Source organism: Amycolatopsis stemonae (assembly GCF_054781455.1).
Map to the genome: position 1 here is coordinate 393,231 of NZ_BAAGUJ010000003.1, position 18,761 is coordinate 411,991.

General features: G+C 71.7%; 16 protein-coding genes. 10 read left to right on the forward strand and 6 right to left on the reverse strand.

Annotated features, from left to right (window positions below; translation table 11 throughout):
* The first annotated feature begins 84 nt into the window (after positions 1 to 84).
* The 5 genes from ACYVLJ_RS13670 to ACYVLJ_RS13690 are packed head-to-tail and all read left to right on the forward strand — an operon-like array spanning position 85 to position 6,910.
* Positions 85 to 1,530 (forward strand): sodium:solute symporter family protein, encoded by a 1,446-nt coding sequence (locus ACYVLJ_RS13670; protein ID WP_451973409.1) that lies wholly within the window; start codon positions 85 to 87, stop codon positions 1,528 to 1,530.
* Complete coding sequence (speB, locus tag ACYVLJ_RS13675; protein ID WP_460438884.1) at positions 1,523 to 2,467, forward strand: agmatinase; 945 nt, start codon at positions 1,523 to 1,525, stop codon at positions 2,465 to 2,467. The genes ACYVLJ_RS13670 and speB overlap by 8 nt, the downstream gene beginning before the upstream one ends.
* On the forward strand, positions 2,464 to 4,107 hold the full coding sequence (locus ACYVLJ_RS13680) for a thiamine pyrophosphate-binding protein (RefSeq protein WP_460438885.1): 1,644 nt from the start codon (positions 2,464 to 2,466) through the stop codon (positions 4,105 to 4,107). Before speB ends, ACYVLJ_RS13680 begins: the two co-directional genes overlap by 4 nt.
* Complete coding sequence (locus ACYVLJ_RS13685) at positions 4,104 to 5,462, forward strand: aldehyde dehydrogenase family protein (protein WP_460438886.1); 1,359 nt, start codon at positions 4,104 to 4,106, stop codon at positions 5,460 to 5,462. Before ACYVLJ_RS13680 ends, ACYVLJ_RS13685 begins: the two co-directional genes overlap by 4 nt.
* The gene (locus tag ACYVLJ_RS13690) at positions 5,459 to 6,910 is read left to right on the forward strand and encodes a purine-cytosine permease family protein (protein ID WP_460438887.1); all 1,452 of its coding nucleotides are present in this window, start codon (positions 5,459 to 5,461) and stop codon (positions 6,908 to 6,910) included. Before ACYVLJ_RS13685 ends, ACYVLJ_RS13690 begins: the two co-directional genes overlap by 4 nt.
* A gap of 87 nt (positions 6,911 to 6,997) precedes the next feature.
* Here ACYVLJ_RS13690 and dxs read toward each other — a convergent pair whose 3' ends face one another.
* Positions 6,998 to 8,911, reverse strand: coding sequence for a 1-deoxy-D-xylulose-5-phosphate synthase (gene dxs / locus ACYVLJ_RS13695; RefSeq protein ID WP_460438888.1), 1,914 nt, complete (start codon positions 8,909 to 8,911; stop codon positions 6,998 to 7,000).
* A 186-nt stretch (positions 8,912 to 9,097) separates the two neighbouring features.
* Here dxs and ACYVLJ_RS13700 point away from each other — a divergent pair, with 186 nt between their 5' ends.
* Entirely contained in the window at positions 9,098 to 10,567 is a 1,470-nt protein-coding gene (locus ACYVLJ_RS13700) for an aldehyde dehydrogenase family protein (protein ID WP_460438889.1), read from the forward strand.
* 115 nt (positions 10,568 to 10,682) lie between these two features.
* On the forward strand, positions 10,683 to 11,111 hold the full coding sequence (locus tag ACYVLJ_RS13705) for a hypothetical protein (protein ID WP_451973423.1): 429 nt from the start codon (positions 10,683 to 10,685) through the stop codon (positions 11,109 to 11,111).
* A gap of 158 nt (positions 11,112 to 11,269) precedes the next feature.
* On the opposite strand, the gene ACYVLJ_RS13710 is transcribed toward ACYVLJ_RS13705, so the two are convergent.
* The 3 genes from ACYVLJ_RS13710 to ACYVLJ_RS13720 are packed head-to-tail and all read right to left on the reverse strand — an operon-like array spanning position 11,270 to position 15,100.
* Entirely contained in the window at positions 11,270 to 11,842 is a 573-nt protein-coding gene (locus tag ACYVLJ_RS13710; protein ID WP_460438890.1) for a DinB family protein, read from the reverse strand.
* A 34-nt stretch (positions 11,843 to 11,876) separates the two neighbouring features.
* Positions 11,877 to 13,064: a class I SAM-dependent RNA methyltransferase gene (locus ACYVLJ_RS13715; protein ID WP_460438891.1), complete on the reverse strand. Its 1,188-nt coding sequence runs from the start codon at positions 13,062 to 13,064 to the stop codon at positions 11,877 to 11,879.
* Complete coding sequence (locus tag ACYVLJ_RS13720; RefSeq protein ID WP_451973429.1) at positions 13,061 to 15,100, reverse strand: APC family permease; 2,040 nt, start codon at positions 15,098 to 15,100, stop codon at positions 13,061 to 13,063. The genes ACYVLJ_RS13715 and ACYVLJ_RS13720 overlap by 4 nt, the downstream gene beginning before the upstream one ends.
* A gap of 93 nt (positions 15,101 to 15,193) precedes the next feature.
* On the opposite strand from ACYVLJ_RS13720, the gene ACYVLJ_RS13725 reads away from it, so the two are divergent.
* Both ACYVLJ_RS13725 and ACYVLJ_RS13730 read left to right on the forward strand, forming a co-directional pair.
* Positions 15,194 to 15,859, forward strand: coding sequence for a potassium channel family protein (locus ACYVLJ_RS13725; protein WP_451973431.1), 666 nt, complete (start codon positions 15,194 to 15,196; stop codon positions 15,857 to 15,859).
* Positions 15,856 to 16,512 (forward strand): potassium channel family protein, encoded by a 657-nt coding sequence (locus ACYVLJ_RS13730; RefSeq protein ID WP_451973433.1) that lies wholly within the window; start codon positions 15,856 to 15,858, stop codon positions 16,510 to 16,512. The genes ACYVLJ_RS13725 and ACYVLJ_RS13730 overlap by 4 nt, the downstream gene beginning before the upstream one ends.
* 301 nt (positions 16,513 to 16,813) lie before the next feature.
* Here ACYVLJ_RS13730 and ACYVLJ_RS13735 read toward each other — a convergent pair whose 3' ends face one another.
* A complete protein-coding gene (locus ACYVLJ_RS13735; RefSeq protein ID WP_451973435.1) occupies positions 16,814 to 17,536 on the reverse strand; it encodes a DUF3159 domain-containing protein in 723 nt (240 codons plus the stop codon).
* Positions 17,537 to 17,545: 9 nt separating this feature from the next.
* A complete protein-coding gene (locus tag ACYVLJ_RS13740) occupies positions 17,546 to 17,926 on the reverse strand; it encodes an OB-fold nucleic acid binding domain-containing protein (protein ID WP_013224481.1) in 381 nt (126 codons plus the stop codon).
* A gap of 134 nt (positions 17,927 to 18,060) precedes the next feature.
* On the opposite strand from ACYVLJ_RS13740, the gene ACYVLJ_RS13745 reads away from it, so the two are divergent.
* A complete protein-coding gene (locus tag ACYVLJ_RS13745) occupies positions 18,061 to 18,744 on the forward strand; it encodes an alpha/beta fold hydrolase (protein ID WP_460439133.1) in 684 nt (227 codons plus the stop codon).
* Positions 18,745 to 18,761 lie beyond the last annotated feature (17 nt).

Below are 18,761 nucleotides of genomic sequence, written 5' to 3' on the forward strand. Positions count from 1 at the left end.
ATGTCGACTTGGGGATGAATCATCCCATGCCGGAAGGGTGGCGGCCGAACCTACGGTGACCCGAAACGACGTGAGGAGGACACCGTGACCGGGGACTACGCCGTGATCGCGTTGTACATCGCGGGCATGCTCGGGGTCGGCTGGTACGGCCTCCGGCTCGCCAAGACCAAGTCCGACTACCTCGTCGCCGGGCGGCGGCTGGGCTGGTTCATGTACTCCGGCACGATGTCGGCCGTCGTCCTCGGCGGCGCGTCCACCGTGGGCGGGGTGAAGCTCGGCTACACCTACGGCATCTCCGGCATGTGGCTGGTCGTCACCATCGGCGTCGGCATCCTGGTGCTGCACGCGCTGTTCGCGCGGCGGCTGGTCCGGCTGAAGGTCTACACCGTCGGCGAGATGCTCGACCTGCGCTACGGCGGCCGCACCAGCGCGGTGTCCGGCGTCGTCATGTGGGGCTACACCCTGATGCTCACGGTCACCTCGACGCTGGCCTTCGCCTCCATCTTCAAGGTGCTGTTCGACCTGCCGAACTGGGCCGGCATCGCGATCGGCGGCTCGATCGTCGTGCTCTACTCGGTGCTCGGCGGCATGTGGTCGATCACGCTCACCGACATCGCCCAGTTCGTCATCAAGACCATCGGCATCCTGCTGATCCTTCTGCCGGTCGCGATCACCTCGGCGGGCGGCTTCTCCGGGATGAGCCAAAAGCTCGACGCGAGCTTCTTCAGCTTCACCTCGATCGGCACCGACACGATCATCACGTACTTCGTCATCTACACCTTCGGCCTGCTGATCGGCCAGGACATCTGGCAGCGCGTGTTCACCGCCCGCACGCCGGGGATCGCGACGTCCGGCGGCATCACCTCCGGCGTCTACTGCCTGGTCTACGGCCTGGCCGGGGCCCTGATCGGCACCGCGGCGCACGCCCTGTACCCGGACCTCGCCAGCGCGCAGGACGCCTTCGCGACGATCGTCGAACGCCTGCTGCCGACCGGCGTCCGCGGCCTGGTGCTGGCCGCCGCGCTCTCGGCGATGATGTCGACGGCGAGCGGCGCGCTCATCGCCTGCTCCACCACCACGACGTCCGACCTGCTGACCAAGATCGGCCTGAAGAAGGGCGGCGAGGTCCGCCGCAACCGGATCACCACGCTCGTGCTCGGCCTGGTCGCGATCGGCATCGCGATGGTCGTCGACGACGTCGTCAACGCGCTCACCATCGCCTACGACATCCTGGTCGGCGGCCTCCTGGTCGCGATCGTCGGCGCGCTGTTCTGGAAGCGCGGCACCCGGCAGGGCGCGTACGCGTCGATGATCGCCGGCACCGTGTCCGTGGTCGCCTTCATGATCATCGACGGCGTCGACGCCAACTCCCCGATCTACTGGGGCCTCGGCGCGAGCCTGGTCGTCTACCTGGCCGTCAGCTTCGCGACCCCGCGGACGGCCGACTCGATCCTGTCCACCTGGACCCGCCGGCTCAACGGCGAAGACACCGAAATCCCGACCCGCGAACAGGAGCCCAGCAGTGCCTAACCTCGGACCCCTCGACTCGTCGCGCGTTCCCCGGTTCGCCGGTTTCGCGACCTTCGCGCGGCTACCGCGGATCGACCAGGTCGAGCGCGCCGACGTCGCCGTCGTCGGGGTCCCGTTCGACTCCGGCGTGTCCTACCGGCCCGGCGCGCGGTTCGGCCCGGCGGCCGTGCGCGAGGCGAGCCGCCTGCTGCGGCCGTACCACCCGGAGCTGGACGTCTCCCCCTTCGAGGAGCGGCAGGTCGTCGACGCCGGGGACATCGCGATAAACCCGTTCAACATCGGCGAAGCCATCGAGACGCTGCAGCAGGAAGCCGAAGCGCTGCAGGCAGACGGCACGCGGCTGGTGACCGTCGGCGGCGACCACACCATCGCGCTGCCGCTGCTGCGGGCGGCGGCGAAGAAGCACGGACCCGTTGCACTGCTGCACTTCGACGCGCACCTCGACACCTGGGACACCTACTTCGGCGAGCCGTACACCCACGGCACGCCGTTCCGGCGGGCGTCCGAGGAGGGCATCCTCGACACGAGCGCGCTGTCGCACGTCGGCACCCGCGGCCCGCTGTACGGCAAGCGGGACCTCGAAGAGGACCGCCGGCTCGGCTTCGGCATCGTGACTTCGGGCGACGTCCTGCGCCGCGGCGTCGCCGAGACCGTCGACGCGCTGCGGCAGCGCATCGGCGACCGGCCGCTGTACGTCTCGGTCGACATCGACGTGCTCGACCCGGCCCACGCGCCCGGCACCGGCACACCCGAGGCCGGCGGGATGACCAGCCGCGAGCTGCTGGAGATCCTGCGCGGGCTGCGCGACCTCAACCTGATCGGCGCGGACGTCGTCGAGCTCGCCCCGGCCTACGATCACGCCGAGATCACGGCCATCGCGGCCTCCCACGTCGCCTACGACCTGGTGAGCCTGCTGGCCTTGGGGAAGGGCGAATGACCCGCATCGGCGGCGACGTCGTCGTCGAAACCCTGCGGGCGCTCGGCGCCGACACGGTGTTCGGGCTGCCGGGCCAGCACGCGCTGGGCCTGTTCGAAGCGCTCCGGCGGGCCGGGGACGTGCGCGTGATCAGCGGGCGCGTCGAGAACAACCTCGCGTTCGCCGCCGACGGGTACGCCCGCGCGCGGCTCGCCGCGAACCCCGAAGGCCCGGTGCCGGTGACGCCCCTGGTCGTGTCGACCGGCCCGGGTGCGTTGCTCACCTTGGCTTCCCTGCAGGAATCGCGCGCCGCGTCGGTGCCCGTGCTCGGGATCTCCAGCCAGGTCCCGGTGCCCGGGCTCGGCGGCGGCCGCCACGGCTACCTGCACGAGCTGCCCGACCAGCAGGCGAGCTTCCGCGACGTCGTCAAGTCGGTGCACGTCGTGCGGCGCGCGAGCCAGATCCCTTCGGCGCTGCGGGAAGCCTGGACGGCGGCGGCGACCGCGCCCTACGGCCCGGTGTGGGTCGAGATCCCCCAGGACGTGCTGCTCGGCCCGGCCGGCGTCCCGCCGATCACGTCGGTGGCGGCCGCTCCCCCGGTGCTGGAACCGTTGCCGGAGCTGGTCACCGCGGCGGCCGATCTGCTGGCCTCGGCGGCGAACCCGGTGATCCTGGCCGGTGGCGGCGCGGTGCGGTCCGGCGCGCACGCCGAGCTGAAGGCGCTGGCCGAGGCGCTGCGCGCACCCGTGATCTCGACGTTCGGCGGCAAGGGCGTCTTCGGCTGGGACCACGAGCTGTCCGGGCGCTCGTGGATGGAGGACTGGCACACGACGGAGTTCCTGGCGGACGCCGACGTGCTGCTGGTGCTCGGGTCCGGGCTCGGCGAGCTGTCCAGCAACTACCGCGAGTTCGCGCCGCGCGGCCAGGTGATCCAGGTCGAGGCCGACCTCGGCAAGCTGGAGTCGAACTACCCGGGCCTGGGCATCCACGCCGACGTCAAGCTCGCGCTGCAGGCGCTGCTGGAGTGGGTGCCGATGCGGGCGTCCGACGGGCGGGCCGAGGCCGCGGTTTCTTCTCTTCTGGCGGCGGTCGAGTCGCGGTTGGACGGTCAGGACCTGGCCGTCGAGCGGAAGCTGATCGACGACATCCGCGCGGCGCTGCCGGAGGGCACGCAGACGTTCTGGGACATGACGATCGCGGCGTACTGGGCCTGGTCGGCGTGGAACCCCGAGGGCGCGCCGATCCACACCGCGCAGGGCGCGGGCGGGCTGGGCTACGGCCTGCCGGGCGCGCTCGGCGGCGCCGTCGCCGGGCGGCCGACGCTCGCCGTGTCGGGGGACGGTGGCGCGATGTACGGCGTCGCCGAGCTGGCCACCGCGGTCCAGCACGGCCTGGACGTCACGTGGCTGGTCGTCGACGACGGCGGTTACGGCGTCCTGCGCGAGTACCTCACCGACGCCTTCGGCCACACGACGGCGACCGAGCTGACTCGCCCCGACTTCGTGGCTTTGGCGTCCTCATTCGGCGTCCCCGCAGTCTTGTCCACTTTGGACACGGTAGGCGCGGACCTCGCCGAAGCACTGCGCACGCCGGGCCCGTCCGTGGTCGTCCTGCCCGCCCTGTTGAAGCTGTTCGCGCCGACCCACCTGGAGAAGGCATGACCCGCACGCTCGACCTGACCGACCCCTCGACCGGCGAAGTGTTCGGCACCAGTGAAATCGCTTCGCAGGCCGACGTGGACACCGCGCTCGAAGCGGCCGCGAAGGCGTTCGACGTCTGGCGGCGCAGCACCCCCGCCCAGCGACAGCTGGCCCTGCTGAAGATCGCCGACGCGCTCGAAGCACGGGCGGCCGAGTTCGCCGACCTGGAAGTGCGCGAGACCGGCAAGATCCGCGCAGTCGTCCTGGAGGAGGAAATCCCGGAGTGCGTCAGCGCTCTGCGGTTCTTCGCGGGCGCCGCGCGACAGCTGGAGGGCACGGCGGCCGGGGAGTACACGGCGGGCCACACGTCGGTGATCCGCCGTGAGCCGGTCGGTGTCTGCGCGCAGATCGCGCCGTGGAACTACCCGCTGATGATGGCCGTCTGGAAGATCGCGCCGGCCTTGGCGGCGGGCAACACCGTGGTGCTCAAGCCGGCCGAGACGACGCCGTCCACGGCCGTGCTGCTGGCCGAGGTCGCGGCGGAGTTCCTGCCGGAGGGCGCGTTCACCGTGCTGACCGGCGACCGCGACACCGGCCGCGCGCTGGTCAAGCACCCGATCACGGACCTCGTCTCGATCACCGGCTCGACGCGCGCGGGCATCGACGTCGCGACCGTGGCGGCGGCCGACCTCAAGCGCACCCACCTGGAGCTGGGCGGCAATGCGCCCTTGCTGGTCTTCCCGGACGTCGACCTGGCCGCGACCGCCGAGGGCATCGTGGGCGCGGCCTTCTACAACGCGGGTCAGGACTGCACGGCGGGCAGCCGCGTGCTGGTGCACGAGTCGATCCACGACGACTTCGTCGCCGCGCTGGCCAAGACGGCTGCCGCACAGACGCCGGGCGTCGACTACGGGCCGCTCAACAGCGCGGCGCAGTTCTCGCGCGTCGAGGGCCTGATCTCGCGCCTGCCCGCGCACGCCCGCGTCGAGACCGGCGGGTCACGCTTCGGTGCGAAGGGGTTCTACTTCTCCCCCACCGTGGTTTCGGGGCTGCGCCAGGACGACGAGATCGTCCAGGAGGAGATCTTCGGCCCGGTCGTCACCGTCCAGTCCTTTTCGGACGAAGCCGCGGGCGTGGCCCTGGCCAACGGCGTCCCGTACGGGCTGGCGTCGTCGGTCTGGACTCGCGATCTGGCGATCGCCGCGCGGGTCTCGGCCGGGCTGGACTTCGGCTGCGTGTGGGTCAACACGCACGGGCCGCTGGTCGCCGAGATGCCGCACGGCGGGTTCGGCCACTCCGGGCACGGCAAGGACCTCTCGGGGTACAGCTTCGCCGAGTACACGCGCGTCAAGCACGTCATGACGAGGTTCGCATGAGCGCGCGCGTGACGGAGGTCGAGCACAACGGCATCGCGCCGATCCCGCCGGAAGAGCAGACGTCACGCCCGCGCGACCTGTTCCGGATGGCGTTCGGCGGCGCGAACACGTTCGCCACGATCATCCTGGGCACGCTGCCGATCGCGTACGGCCTGAGCTTCCGCGACGCGGCCTTGGCGACAGCGCTCGGCGTCGTCGTCGGCGGCCTGGTCCTGGCGCCGATGGCGTTGTTCGGGCCGCGGACGCGCACCAACAACGCGGTGTCGTCCGGCGCGCACTTCGGCGTGGTGGGCCGGTGCGTCGGGTCGTTCCTGTCGCTGCTGACGGCGATCACGTTCTTCGCGATTTCGGTCTGGGTCAGCGGCGACGCGGTGGCCGGCGCGGCGCAAAGGTTGTTCGGCTTCGACGGCGGCGAGGTGCTGCGCGGTGTCGCGTACGGCGTCATCGCGATCGCGACGCTGGTCGTGTGCATCTACGGCTACCGGTTCATGCTGCTGGTGAACCGGATCGCGGTGGTGCTGGGCACGGTGATCATGCTGCTGGGCGTCCTGGCCTACGGCGGCACGTTCGACCCGGGCTACGCGGGCACGGGAACGTACGCGCTGGGCACGTTCTGGCCGACGTTCACCCTGGCCGCACTGACCGCCTTGGCCAACCCGATCAGCTTCGGCGCGTTCCTGGGCGACTGGGCGCGCTACATCCCGTCGTCGTTCAGCAAGCGCTCTCTGCTCACAGCGCCGTTCCTGGCCCAGGTGGCGACGCTGCTGCCGTTCGGCTTCGGCATCGCGACGGCGACGCTGGTCGCGGACCCGGCCGACTACATCACCGGCCTGACGGCGATTTCCCCGCTGTGGTACGCGATCCCGCTGATCGTGGTGGCCCTGATCGGCGGCCTGTCCACCGGCACGACGTCGCTCTACGGCACCGGCCTGGACTTCAGCTCGATCTTCCCGCGCCTGTCGCGGGTGCAGGCGACGGTGCTGATCGGCACGCTGAGCGTGGCGTTCATCTTCGTCGGCAACTTCGTGCTGGACATGGTGTCGAGCATCAACGCGTTCGCGACGCTGATCGTGCTGTGCACGTCCCCGTGGATGGTGATCATGATGATCGGCTTCGTCCAGCGCCGCGGTTTCTACGACGTGGCGGACTTGCAGGTGTTCAACGAAGGCCGCCGCGGCGGCCGGTACTGGTTCGCCCGCGGCGTCAACTGGCGCGCGATGGCGGCCTGGATCCCGGCGACGACGCTGGGCCTGCTGTGCGCGAACACGCCGATGATCGCGGGACCGTTGCGCGACATCGCCGGCGGCGTGGACATCAGCCTGCTGGTCACGTTGCTGACGGCGGCGGTGGCCTATCCGGCGCTGGTGAAGCTGTTCCCGGAGCCACCCGAGGTCTTCGGCTCGGTCCCCGCCCCGGCGACCGTCCTCACGGTGCCCGCCGAGACCTGACCGCGGCCTCCTCGCCCGGGGCGCCCCCCGTTTTCCACTTTACCGGTGGGCACCGACAGTTTCGGTGCCCACCGATGTCGGGCCCGCTCAGCGGCGGTTGACGTCCTTGTGCTCGGCTTCCGAAGCCGACCCGAGCCGGCCGGACGCCCACTCCGTCACCCGGCGGGCCACGTCCTGCGCCGTCAGGCCGATGCGGCCCAGCACCTCGTCACGGCTGCCGAGGTCGTGGAACGTCTGCGGGACCGCCAGGTCCCGCAGCGGCACGTCGCACTCGGCGTCGCGGAAGACCGCTGCCAAGGCCGAGCCGAAGCCGCCGTGGCGGCCGCTGTCCTCCACCGTCACCACCAGCTTGTGCTGGGACGCCAGCGCCACCAGCTCCGCCGGGACCGGCAGCACCCAGCGCGGGTCGACCACCGTCACGCCGATGCCCTGGTCGGCCAGCCGGGCAGCCGCCGCCAGGCCCAGCGTCGCGAACGGACCGACCGTCACCAGCAGCACGTCCGCGCCTTCGACCGGGCGGCGCAGCACGTCGACCGTGCCCAGGCGCTCGACCGCGGCGACGTCCGTGCCGACCTTGCCCTTCGAGAACCGCAGCGCGGTCGGGCCGTCGGAGACCGCGACGGCCTCGCGCAGCTCTTCCCGCAGCGTCGCCGGGTCGCGCGGCGCGGCCACGCGCATGCCCGGGACCATGCCGAGCAGCGAGAGGTCCCACATGCCGTGGTGGCTCGGGCCGTCCGGGCCCGTGATGCCGGCGCGGTCCAGCACCAGCGTCACCGGCTGGCGGTGCAGCGCGACGTCCATCAGCACCTGGTCGAACGCGCGGTTGAGGAACGTCGAGTAGATCGCGACCACCGGGTGCAGCCCGCCCATCGCCAGCCCCGCGGCGGAGGTGACCGCGTGCTGCTCGGCGATGCCGACGTCGTACCAGCGGTCCGGGAACGCCTCGGCGAACTTCTCCAGACCGGTCGAGCGCAGCATCGCCGCCGTGATCGCGACGACGTCCTCGCGCTCGGCGCCGATCTTCGCCAGCTCGTCGCCGAACACGCCGGTCCAGCTCGGGCCCTTCACCGGCGGCAGGCCGGTCTCCGGGTCGATCGGGTCGGTCTGGTGCATCTGGTCGGCCTGGTGGTTGACCGCGGGCGCGTAGCCGTGGCCCTTCTCGGTCACCACGTGCACGATCACCGCGCCGCCGAACGCCTTCGCGCTGTGCAGGGCCTTCTCCAGCGCCACCTGGTCGTGGCCGTCGACCGGGCCGAGGTACTTCAGGCCGAGGTCGGAGAACATCGCCTGCGGGCTCAGCGCGTCCTTCAGCCCGGCCTTCGCGGCGTGCAGCGCGGCGTAGATCGGTTTCCCGACGACCGGGGTGTGCTTGAGGATCTCGCGGCCGCCGTCGAGCAGCCGCTCGTAGCCCGGCTGCAGGCGCAGCGCTGCGAGGTGGTCGGCGAGGCCGCCGATGGTCGGCGAGTAGGAGCGGCCGTTGTCGTTGATGACGATGACGACCGGGCGCTCGCGGTGCGCGGCGATGTTGTTGAGCGCTTCCCAGCACATGCCGCCGGTGAGCGCGCCGTCGCCGACGACGGCGACCGCGTGCCGCCCGCCACCGTCCAGGTGGAACGCCTTCGCCAGGCCGTCCACATAGGACAGTCCGGACGACGCGTGGCTGCTCTCCACCCAGTCGTGGTCACTCTCCGCGCGCGAGGGGTAACCGGTGACGCCGCCGGTCTGGCGCAGCCGGTCGAAGCCGCCCGCGCGACCAGTGACGATCTTGTGCACGTAGGCCTGGTGCCCGACGTCCCAGACGATCGCGTCGCGCGGCGAGTCGAACACGCGGTGCAGCGCCAGTGTCAGCTCGACGACGCCGAGGTTCGGCCCCAGGTGCCCGCCGGCGCGGCGGACCTTGTCGACGAGGAAGTCCCGGATCTCCGCGGCCAGTTCGCCGAGGTCCTCGACACTCATGCGCTTCAGGTCCGCCGGTCCGTTCACGGACTCCAGCAACGTCACTCGTCTCCACCTCACTCGTTCGGCACGCCCCGCGTCCGGCCCAGTCTACGGAGCACGGCGACCGGCCTTCCGCCCGCCGCGTCCGGCGTCACAGGCGGAGCGCGATGGCCCGTCATCTCCTGAGGTGAACCTCGTCTCCCCGCGGTGCTGTGGCGGTCACGCGGCGTGGCCACGAGAATGGGGCACATGGCGGACTTCTTCATCGGCGGCGAGTGGGTGGACGCGATCGGCGGCGGCCGCCGGGAGATCCGCTGCCCGGCCGACGGTTCCCTGGTCGCGACGGTCGCCGAGGGCACCGCGAAGGACACCGAAGCCGCCATCGCGGCGGCGCGCCGGGCGTTCGACAGCGGACCGTGGCCCGGCACGCCCGCGCACCTGCGCGGCGACCTGCTGCTGCGCACCGCGGACCTGCTGGACCGCGACGCGGAGGCGTTCGCCCGGGCCGAGTCGCTCGACACCGGCAAGCGCCTGGTCGAAAGCCGCTACGACATGGCCGACATCGCCGCCTGCCTGCGCTACTTCGGCAAGCTCGCGGCGAACGACGCGGGCCGCGTCGTCGACACCGGCAACCCGGACGCGTTCAGCCGGATCGTGCACGAGCCGGTCGGGGTCTGCGGGCTGATCACGCCGTGGAACTACCCGCTGCTGCAGACGGTGTGGAAGATCGCGCCGGCGCTGGCCGCGGGCAACACGTTCGTGCTCAAGCCCAGCGAGCTGACCCCGCACACGTCGATCCTGTTCCTGAAGCTGCTCACCGAGGCGGGCCTGCCGCCCGGGGTAGCGAACCTCGTGCTCGGCGCGGGCGCCGAGGTGGGCGCGCCGCTGGCGGCACACCCGGACGTCGACCTCGTGTCGTTCACGGGCGGGCTGGCCACCGGTCGCGCGATCGCCGCCGCGGCGGCCGCGACGGTCAAGAAAGTGGCCCTCGAGCTGGGCGGGAAGAACCCGAACGTGGTGTTCGCCGACGCCGACTTCGAGACGGCCGTCGACTACGCGCTGACCGCGGTGTTCCTGCACTCCGGCCAGGTGTGCTCGGCGGGCGCGCGGCTGATCGTGCAGCGGGAGTGGCACGACGACTTCGTCGCCGAGCTGGTGCGGCGCGCCGAGCGGATCCGGCTGGGCGGGCCGTTCGACCCGGACGCCGAAACCGGGCCGCTGATCTCGGCGGCGCACCGGGCGAAGATCGAGGCGTACGTGGCGGCGTCGCTGGCCGAGGGCGCGGTGCTGCGGACCGGTGGCCGCCGGCCCGGCGACCCTGCGCTGGCCGACGGCTTCTACTACCTGCCGACCATCCTGGACCAGGTGAAACAGGGCTCGTCGGCGGTCGTCGAGGAGTCGTTCGGGCCGGTGCTGACGGTCGAGACGTTCACCGACGAGGACGACGCGGTCCGCATCGCGAACGACACGCACTACGGCCTCGCGGGCGCGGTGTTCACGCAGGACGCCGGGCGCGCGCAACGGGTGGCGGGGCGGCTGCGCCACGGCACGGTGTGGATCAACGACTTCCACCCGTACCTGCCCCAGGCGGAGTGGGGCGGCTACAAGCAGTCCGGGTTCGGCCGCGAGCTGGGCCCGACCGGGCTGGCCGAGTACACCGAGACGAAGCACATCTACCAGAACCTGCGCCCGGCACCGCAGCGCTGGTTCGCCGGCTGAGTCGCCCGATCGGGATCCGCCGAACGGCCCAGCGCCGGAAACGTGGTCGGAAAGCCGTTTCCGGCGTCCTATGCTGCGTCCACGGCGACGTCGAGCGCGACGCAGGGAGGCCGGAGTGGAGCAGCGACGGGGGTTCCGGGGACCGCGCGCCGTGCTGGTGGGCCTGGCCGGCGTCGGCGTGATCGCCGGGCTGACCCTGCGGACCGCGGACTACCCCGGCATCCTCCCGCCGGGCACCCCGGACCCCGAGCTGGACCTCGGCCTGCGCCTGGTCTGCGCGGCGGCGGTCCTGATCGCGGCCACGCTGGCGTACCTGACGTTCGCCCGCCGCCAGGACGAGCCCCTGGCGATGGCGAGCCTGCCGGGCCTGGTGGTGACGGGCGTGGTCCTGCGGCACCTGGTGGTGACGCTCCCCGGAGTGACCCGCCTCCAGCCGGCGGCCCGCATCGTGCCGGGAGCGGGCTCGTGGGTACTGCTGGCATCGGGGCTCGCGATGACGGCGACCGGTCTGGCGGCGGCGTTCGCGGTCCGCCGGGCAGGCTGACGCGGGCGCGCAGCACCGGAGACGGCCGCCTCGAGGGGACTACAGCCGCCAGCCGCAGCCAGGATCACGCTCCGCCGTTTCACCCCCGTCAGCCGCAGCCAGGATCACGCTCCGCCGTTTCACCCCCGTCAGCCGCAGCCAGAATCACGCTCCACCGTTCACCCCCGCCAGCCGCTCACCGCCTTCCGGCCCAAGAACGCCGCCAGCCGGTCCGCCGCCGTCGCGTCTTCGGGTGCCTCCAGCTCCGGCCCGAACGGACCGCCCGGAGCCCGGGGTGTCGAACCGAACCGGGAGCGCCACTGCTCCAACGCCTGCGTCGCCAGCTCCGGCAGCAGGTCCGTCGGCGCGCCCGTGGCGTCCGCGACGTCCCAGCCGTGGACCACGTATTCGTTCACGCGCATGTGGACCAGGAACACCCCCGGCACCTCGCCCAGCGGGGTGGTCACCGTGCGGGAAAACAGGTCCGGGGCGGCCAGCACCGAACGCGCCGCCGCCACCGAAGCCGTGAAGGCCGCCGCCGGGGAGGCGCCCAGGTAGTCGCCGTCCGGGGCGGGTGGGCCCGAGCCCGCCCAGAACGCCACCTTGGCGTTTCCGTGCGCCAGGTGGTTGACCACCGCGCGCACGTCCCAGTCGGCGCACGCCGTCGGCAGCGCCCAGTGGTCAGGAGCGACCGACCTGACCAGGGAGGTCACCGTCGAGGCCGCGAGATCGAAGTCGTCGAGTGCAGTCACCGGGACAGTGTGACGGCCACCACCGACAAAAAACTCACGACAGCAGCGCCACGCACTCCACGTGGTGGGTCATCGGGAAGGCGTCGAACGCCCGCAGATCCGTCAGCGAGTACCCGTGCGACGCGAAGATCGCCACGTCCCGGGCCAGCGCGGCCGGATCGCACGCGACGTACACGATCCGGTCCGGCGAGCCCGCCACGATCGACTCAACCACCGGCCGGCCGGCGCCCTTGCGGGGCGGGTCCAGCACCACCACGTCGACCGGCTTCTCCGCCGACGCCAGCACGTGCTCCACCCGCCCGGCCCGCCAGGACACCTGCGGCAGGTCCGCCAGGTTGCGTTCGCCGTCGGCGACCGCGCGCCGGCCGGACTCGATCGCCAGCACCCGGCCCGACGAGCCGACCTGGCCGGCCAGCACCGACGCGAACAGCCCGACCCCGGCGTAAAGGTCCCAGGCCGAGCCGCCCGCCGGCGCCTCCGCCCACTCCCCCACGACCTTGGCGAACGTCGAGGCCGCCGCCGGGTGGACCTGCCAGAAGCCGTGCGCGTCGAGGCGCCAGTCGCGCCCTGCCGCGTGCTGGACCGCGACCCCGCCGGACAGCTGCTTGGCGCGGACCTTGCCCCGCACCGTCGCCAGCTCGCGGACGTGGGTGCGGCCGTCGCCGTCGCTGGTGACCTCCAGCTCGCTGCCCGGCCGCCAGCGCCGCGCCAGGACGTCGTCGAGCTCGCCCGGGACCGCGATCGGGCAGTCGTCCAGCGGCACGACCCGGTGGCTGTGGTGGGCGCGCAGACCCGCGCGCCCTTCGCGGTCGGCGACGAGCCGGACGCGGCTGCGCCAGTCCAGCGGACCGCCGTCGAGGGCCTCCACGACGACTTCGCGCTCGATTCCGGCCAGCCGCTGGAGCTGTTCCGCCACGACCGACGCCTTCAAGTCGCGTTGGTACGCAGGCGAAGCGTGCTGCCAGTCGCAGCCCCCGCACCCGCCCGGCACCGCGAGCGGGCACGGCGGCGTGACCCGGTGCTCGGACGGCGAGAGCACCTCGACGGCGTCGCCGCGGCAGAACGAGCCGCCGTTGTCCTCGGTGACCTCGACGCGGACCTGCTCGCCCGGCAGCGCGTGCCGGACGAACACGACGCGGCCGTCGGCGCGCGCCACGCAGTGCCCGCCGTGGGCCACCGGCCCGACCTCGACCTCCAGGACCCGGCCCAGCCAGCTCGTCATTCGGCGGGCTCCTTGGGCTTCGGCGCGGGGGCGCCGGCCGGCTTCCCGTTGGGCGAGAACCCGCGCCGGACGTCGCCGGCGGCCGGCCGTTCGTTCCGGACGCGCGCGGCCGCCTTCGCCGACGACTGCAGCTGCCACGGCACGCTCGCCACGATCACGCCGGACTGGAACAGCAGCCGGCCCTTGAGCCGCAGCGCGCTCTGGTTGTGCAGCACCTGCTCCCACCAGTGCCCGACGACGTACTCCGGGATGAACACCGTGACCACGTTGCGCGGGTTGTCGCCGCGCACGCGCTTCACGTAGTCGAGGACCGGCTTCGTGATCTCGCGGTAGGGCGACTCGACGACCTTCAGCGGCACCTTGAAGTTGTGCGCGTCCCACTCGGCGGTGAGCCGGCGCGTGTCCGCGTCGTCCACATTGACCGTGACGGCTTCGAGGACGTCCGGGCGCATCGCCTTGGCGTAGGCCAGCGCCCGCAGCGTCGGCCGGTGCAGTTTGGACACCAGGACGATCGCGTGGTTGCGCGAAGGCAGCACGGTCGGGGTGTCGCCGAGCTCCTTCAGCTCGTCGGCGACGCGGTCGTAGTGCTTCCGGATCGCCGTCATCAGCGCGAAGATCGCCACCATCGCCGCGATCGCGATCCACGCCCCGAGCAGGAACTTGGTGATGAGCACGATCACCAGCACGACGCCGGTGCAGGTGAGGCCGACCGCGTTGACGGTCTGGGAGCGCCGCATCCGCCGCCGCACGGCCGGGTCGGTTTCCTTGGCCAGCAACCGGTTCCAGTGCCGGATCATGCCGGCCTGGCTGACCGTGAACGACACGAACACGCCCACGATGTAGAGCTGGATGAGCCGGGTGACCTCGGCGTCGAACGCGATGATCAGGACCAGCGCGAACGCCGCCAGGAACAGGATCCCGTTGGAGAACGCGAGCCGGTCGCCGCGGGTGTGCAGCTGCCGCGGCAGGTAGCGGTCCTGCGCGAGGATCGAGCCCAGCACCGGGAAGCCGTTGAACGCGGTGTTCGCGGCCAGCAGCAGGATGATGCCGGTGGAGAAGGAGATGTAGTAGAACGCCGGCGGGAAGTCGGCGAACACCGCGTGCGCGATCTGCGCGACGATCGTCTTCTGCTCGTAGCCCGCGGGCGCGCCGGCGAGCTGCCGTGCCGGGTCCTCGGCGAACTTGACGTCGGTGATCGAGGCCAGGGTGATGATGCCGACCAGCATCGTGACCGCGAGCAGGCCCATCATCAGCAGCGTGGTGGCCGCGTTCTTGGACTTCGGCTTCTGGAACGCCGGGACGCCGTTGCTGATCGCCTCGACCCCGGTCAGCGCGGCGGCGCCGGAGGAGAACGCCCGCAGCACCAGGAACGCGTACGCGACGCCTGCGAAGGTCCCCTCGGCGTTCAGCGTGAACCCGGCGCTCTCGGCCTTCATCTCGGTGCCGGTCGCCGCCTGCACCAGGCCCCACACGACCATGACCAGAATGCCCAGGATGAACCCGTAAGTCGGGATCGCGAAGGCCTTCCCCGACTCCCGGATGCCGCGCAGGTTCAGCGACGTCAGCACGACGACGATGACGACCGAGGCCAGCACCTTGTGCTGGGCCACCCACGGCACGGCGGACCCGATGTTGGCCACACCGGACGAAGTGGACACCGCGACGGTCAGCACGTAGTCGACGAGCAGCGCGCTCGCCACGGTCAGCCCGAACTTCCCGCCCAGGTTGGTGGTGGCGACCTCGTAGTCGCCGCCGCCGCTCGGGTAGGCGTGGACGTTCTGCCGGTAGGACGCGACGACGACCAGCATGACGACGGCGACCATGATGCCGATCCACGGCGCCAGGGCGTAGGCGGACAGGCCCGCCACGCTCAGCGTCAGGAAGATCTCTTCCGGCGCGTACGCCACGCTCGAGAGCGCGTCGGACGCGAAGATCGGCAGCGCGATGCGCTTGGGCAGCAGCGTGTGGGACAGCCGGTCACTGCGGAACGGACGTCCGAGGACCAGGCGTTTCAGCACGGTCGGGAACTTCGACACCACGGAAGCCTAACGTTCCGGGCACACGGTAGGTTCGGCGCTGGCATGTCGGGGTAGCAACGGACGGGTAACCGCCGAACGAGGAGGCAGGGCGTGCACGTGGTGATCATGGGATGCGGCCGGGTCGGCGCGTCCCTGGCCGCTGCGCTGGAGCGGCTCGGCCACGAGGTGGCCGTCATCGACAAGAACCAGCAGGCCTTCCGCCGGCTGGGCAGCGACTTCCACGGCCAGCAGGTCGTCGGCGTCGGGTTCGACCGCCAGGTGCTGATCGAAGCGGGCATCGAGCGGGCCGGCGCGTTCGCCGCGGTGTCCAGCGGCGACAACTCGAACATCATCTCCGCGCGCGTCGCGCGGGAGAACTTCGGCATCGAGCACGTCGTCGCGCGCATCTACGACCACAAGCGCGCGGCCGTGTACGAGCGGCTGGGCATCCCGACCGTGGCGACCGTGCCGTGGACCACCGACCGGTTCCTGCGGACGCTGCTGCCGGACGGTGTGGCGTCGGCGTGGCGGGACCCGTCGGGCAACGTCGCGCTGCTGCAGCTGCCGCTGCACGAGGGCTGGGTCGGGCACTCGGTGAAGTCCCTGCAGGAGGCCTCCGGCGCGCGGGTGGCGTTCATCATGCGCTTCGGCACCCCGGTGCTGCCGGACAACAAGACCGTCGTGCAGGACGGCGACGACGTGTGGGTCGCCGCGCGCTCGGGCACCGTCAGCGACGTGACGAGCGTGGCTCACCGCGAACCGGAGGACGAGGCATGAGGGTCGCCATTGCCGGCGCGGGCGCGGTGGGGCGCTCCATCGCCAACGAGCTGATCGACGGCAGGCACCAGGTGATGCTCATCGAGCGGGAGGCCGACCAGTTCGAGCCGCACACCGTCGAGCAGGCCGACTGGGTGCTCGGCGACGCCTGCGAGGTGTCGATCCTGGAGGAGTCCGGGATCGAGCAGTGCGACGTCGTGATCGCCGCCACCGGCGACGACAAGGCCAACCTGGTCGTCTCGCTGCTGGCGAAGACGGAGTTCGCGGTGCGGCGCGTCGTGGCCCGGGTGAACAACCCGGCCAACGAGTGGCTGTTCACCGACGCCTGGGGCGTCGACGTGGCGGTCTCGACCCCCCGGATGCTGGCGGCGATGGTCGAGGAGGCGGTCAGCGTCGGCGACCTGGTGCGGCTGATGACGTTCCGGCAGAGCAACGCGAACCTCGTCGAGCTGACGCTGCCGGAGGAGACCCCGCTGGCCGGGAAGCCGGTGAGCGAGCTGACCCTGCCGCGCGACGCCGCGCTGGTGACGATCCTCCGTGGCGACCGGGTGATCGTGCCGCAGCCGGAGGACCCGCTGGAGCCGGGCGACGAGCTGCTGTTCGTGGCCACGGCGGACGTCGAGCCGGAGATCCGGACCGCGCTCGGCTACTGAGTTCCCCGAGGAAGGCCCCCGGCGAGCGTGCCGGGGGGCCTTTCCTGTGGGTCCGAAAACTGTCGGTGCTCGCCGGTAACGTGAAATCCGGGGGTCCCCCCACGCGCGCGGGTTGTCACGCTTCGCAAGGATGCGCCGCAGCCGACCGGCGAGACCGGGCGCGGGGTCGGGGACGGGACTCGCGTGCTCAGGCGCGCATCTCACGTGCTCAGGCGCGCATCTCACGTGATCCGGGAGGCATCACGCGTGATTGGAAGGGCATCACGCGTGATTGGGGAGCCGACACGGCCGGCGCGCGGGGTCAGGCTTCGGGCGCCTGGGCGTACTTCTCGCGCAGCCGGGCTTCGACCTCGGCATCGGTCTCCGGCTTCGGCGTGTCCTCTTCCTGGGCCTTGAGGCGCTTGTCCGACCGGCGCACCGCCCAGACCACCACCAGCAGGCCCAGCGCGTAGAGCGGGTAGCCCATGGCGATCTTCGCGAAGGCCAGCCAGCCGGTGTAGTCCTCCTGGTAGAGCCACCGCTGCACGACGAACCGGGCGGCGAACACCAGGGCCAGCGCCAGCGTCGCGATGTCGTAGCCGTAGCGGGACGGCTTGTCCTTGCGCCACGCCTGGCCGGTGCCGTTCAGCATGTTCCAGACGACGCCCGCGATCGGCCAGCGCACCACCACCGACAGCACGAAGATGCCGCAGTAGACCAGGCTGGCGTAGATCCCGAAGAGGAAGAACCCCTTCGCCGAGCCCGTCCGGTAGGCGATGAACGCCGCGATCGCGACGCCGAAGAAGCCGGAGATCGCCGGCTGCAGCGGCTCCTTGCGGACCAGCCGCAGCACGGTGATCGCCACCGCGCTGCCGACCGACGTCCAGATGGCCGCGGTCAACCCGAAGAACGAGTTGGCCAGCACGAACACGATCACCGGCAGCGAAGAGTAGATCAGGCCGGACACGCCGCCCATCTGCTCGAGCAGGGTCGGCTGCGGCTCTTCGCCGTCGGTCTTCTTCTCGCTCGGGGCGGGTTCAGTCACGATGGGTGATCAACTCACTGGGCTCTGGAGCTCGTAATAGGGGTTGTACAGCACCTTCTGGCCGTCACGCTCGGCCATCCGACCACGCACCTTGATCGTCCGGCCAGGCTCGATGCCCGGGATCCGGCGGCGGCCGAGCCAGATTAGCGTCACTCCCTGTGTCCCGTCGAACAGCTCCGCCTCCAGGGTGGCGGCCTCGTTCGTCGGGCAGAGCTCCACGCTGCGGAGTCTCCCCATCACGGTGACCTCTTCGCCGGAACGGCAGTCACAAGCCCGCTGCGCCCCTTCGGCGCCGGACCTCATGGACATCTCGTCGGCGTCGAGTTCCTCGACGTCGCTGGTCAGCTTGCGTACCAGCCGGCTGAAGTAGCCGCCGTCTTTGGCGGACATAGGTGCTCCTGTGCTCCGGGGCCCCGACAAACTGCTTGCGGCCCGTGCGATTCCAGCGTACTGCGGTCCCCGCCAGGGAAACGCCTTTGCGCAAAGATCGCAACGTGACGTCCGCAATCGAAGTTCCCGCCGCGGTGCTGCTGCCCGGCACCGGCTCCGACGAGGTGTTCGTCCGGGCCGTGTTCGCCGGCCCCCTGCGCGCGATCGGTGTCCCGCTCATCGCGCCCCCGCCGCCCCCGGGCGCGGCGCTGGCGGACGGCTACCTCGCCACCCTCGACGCGCTCGCGGACGAACACGGCGAACTGCTCGTAGGCGGCATTTCGTTCGGCGCCCACCTCGCCGCCGAGTGGGCTGTGGCCAATCCGGGCCGTTGCGGGGGCCTGCTGGCCGCGCTCCCGGCCTGGAACGGCCGTCCGGGCCCGGCACCCGCATCGCTGGCCGCGACGCTGTCCGCCGATCTGGTGGCCGAATCCGGGGTCGGCGCCGCGCTGGCCCAGACCGCGGGCAGCCCGGACTGGCTGCGCGCGGAGCTCGACCGGGCGTGGCGCCGCCACGGCGACGGGCTCGCGGCCGGCCTGCGCGTCGCCGCGAGCCGCCCGTCCCCGACGCTGGACGACCTCGCGCGCCTTGCCGTCCCGGCCGGGATCGGGACCTGCACCGACGACCCGGTACACCCGACGAAAGTCGCATCGGAGTGGGCGAACGCACTCCCCCGGGCCGCCCTCGGCGAAACGACGCTCACGGCGCTGGGCGCCGACCGCGAGTCCCTCGGCCGGGCGACCGTCCTCGCTTTCCTGAAAGCCCTTACGACGCCCTGAGGGGCACCTTCACGGCC

Coding starts and splice junctions, on each gene's coding strand:
- ACYVLJ_RS13685 (WP_460438886.1), top strand. CDS start 4,104: ATGACCCGCACGCTCGACCTGACCGACCCCTCGACCGGCGAAGTGTTC.
- ACYVLJ_RS13740 (WP_013224481.1), bottom strand. CDS start 17,926: ATGTCCGCCAAAGACGGCGGCTACTTCAGCCGGCTGGTACGCAAGCTG.
- ACYVLJ_RS13680 (WP_460438885.1), top strand. CDS start 2,464: ATGACCCGCATCGGCGGCGACGTCGTCGTCGAAACCCTGCGGGCGCTC.
- ACYVLJ_RS13715 (WP_460438891.1), bottom strand. CDS start 13,064: ATGACGAGCTGGCTGGGCCGGGTCCTGGAGGTCGAGGTCGGGCCGGTG.
- ACYVLJ_RS13700 (WP_460438889.1), top strand. CDS start 9,098: ATGGCGGACTTCTTCATCGGCGGCGAGTGGGTGGACGCGATCGGCGGC.
- ACYVLJ_RS13690 (WP_460438887.1), top strand. CDS start 5,459: ATGAGCGCGCGCGTGACGGAGGTCGAGCACAACGGCATCGCGCCGATC.
- ACYVLJ_RS13730 (WP_451973433.1), top strand. CDS start 15,856: ATGAGGGTCGCCATTGCCGGCGCGGGCGCGGTGGGGCGCTCCATCGCC.